The organism is Streptomyces anandii JCM 4720, from assembly GCF_014650655.1.
GTDB classification, from domain to species: domain Bacteria; phylum Actinomycetota; class Actinomycetes; order Streptomycetales; family Streptomycetaceae; genus Streptomyces; species Streptomyces anandii.
The window spans coordinates 1-1,394 of sequence record NZ_BMVJ01000031.1 but is presented as its reverse complement, the minus strand read 5'-3'; the positions used below and the strand labels follow the sequence as shown (position 1 = coordinate 1,394).

The window sequence follows — 1,394 nt, the reverse complement described above, 5'->3', positions numbered from 1 at the left end:
CGGAGGCCTAGCTTCTGACGATTGCGGACGCGGTCCGCCGGGACCGGGATGGGCGCCTTGATTCGGCGTCTTCGCAGGTACGCTCGGTTGCGGCGGGAGTGGTACGCCTTGTCAGCCCGCACCGGGTCCTCCAGGACCTGCCCGAACTGCGGCGAGTCACCCCGCTGCCCGGCCGTGATCAGTACAGACAGAGGCTTCTGCCCTTGTTCGACGGCGAGGTGGATCTTTGTGGTCAGCCCGCCCCGGGAACGTCCGAGGCCGTGGTCGGTCGGCTCGACGGCGATGCCGCCAGGCGGCTCCCTTTGCAAGCCCCCTTTTCGACGCTCCGGCGGCGTGCTGGTGAGCCCGGCACACGGTGGAGTCGACATTCACATCCCGGTGATCAGGCCCTTCACGTAGGCCTCGGCCTGGAGCTGGGTGACGATCCGGGCCCAGGTGCCATCGCGCTGCTAGCGCCGGAACAGGTCGTAGACCCGGTCCCACGGCCCGTAGCGTTCTGGCAGTCGAGGCGGCGATCGCCGAGGCGATTGCGTTGACTTCGGTCTCGGGACCACCCCACGGATGCGGGGGGGGAGAGAGAGCGTGCAGACCGGTGAGCAGGCGTACGTGACGGGACCATCCCCGCGGTGCGAGGAGCAGGCCCTGTCGCTCGCGCTGGCCGAGCCGTACGGGGAACCATCACGGCGGGTGCGGGGGAGTAGCGGCGCCACCTCGGCACCGTGCGACGCGCACTTGGGACCATCCCCGCTAGTACGGGGAGCAGCCGGTCCTTGTCGGCGCCTGTCATCAGAAGCAGGGACCATCCCTGCCGGTGTGGGGAGCAGGCCCACCCGTGCGGTTGCCGGGGCGTTCAGCTGAGGTAGTTCACCCACCCTGGTACGGACGGGTCGTAGCTGGCGATCGACTCAAGAACCAGGGCGGTGAACGCCACCCACTCGTCCTTGGGCGCCCACGCCTCCGCATCGTTGGCCTGGGCGTAGAACGGACTGGGTGCCCAGGCCAACAGAATACGATCCTCTGTCACCTCATGGATCCAGCCGAGGAACTCCCTGCCGTCAACGAGGGCGAAGCCCACCTTGTCAGCACGTTCAAAGCAGCCGGAGAAGTAGTCGTAGAGCGACTGGTCTTCGAACATTTGACCAGCGTAGCGGTACTGATCTGGGATCCGCTGCGCGCAGCCGTCCGTGCAGCTCGGCTACCAGTCCGGCCGTCGCCGGCGGGCGAAGAAGGCGTACGTTGTTCGCCCACCGGGTTCCGGGCCGCGCTGGGCCTTGATGGGATCATCCCCGCAGGTGCGGGGAGCAGTTCACGGCTTTCGCCATGTGGTCGCGCATCTTGGGACCATCCCCGCGGGCGCAGGGAGCAGACCGTAGTCGACCTGGGCGACGACGAGT

Annotated in this window: 2 protein-coding genes; both read right to left on the bottom strand. The window is 67.9% G+C overall.

Features of this window, described 5'->3' with window-relative positions:
• Nucleotides 1-368, bottom strand: a 368-nt coding sequence (locus IE249_RS39210) for a transposase (protein ID WP_229859781.1), incomplete at its 3' end; no start/stop codon positions are given.
• Between the two features lie 482 nt (nucleotides 369-850).
• Entirely contained in the window at nucleotides 851-1,135 is a 285-nt protein-coding gene (locus IE249_RS32625; RefSeq protein WP_189710683.1) for a hypothetical protein, read from the bottom strand.
• Nucleotides 1,136-1,394: the final 259 nt, after the last annotated feature.

What these genes read in the sequence shown, in the direction of transcription:
- IE249_RS32625 (WP_189710683.1), bottom strand. Translation starts at nt 1,135, where the DNA reads ATGTTCGAAGACCAGTCGCTCTACGACTACTTCTCCGGCTGCTTTGAA.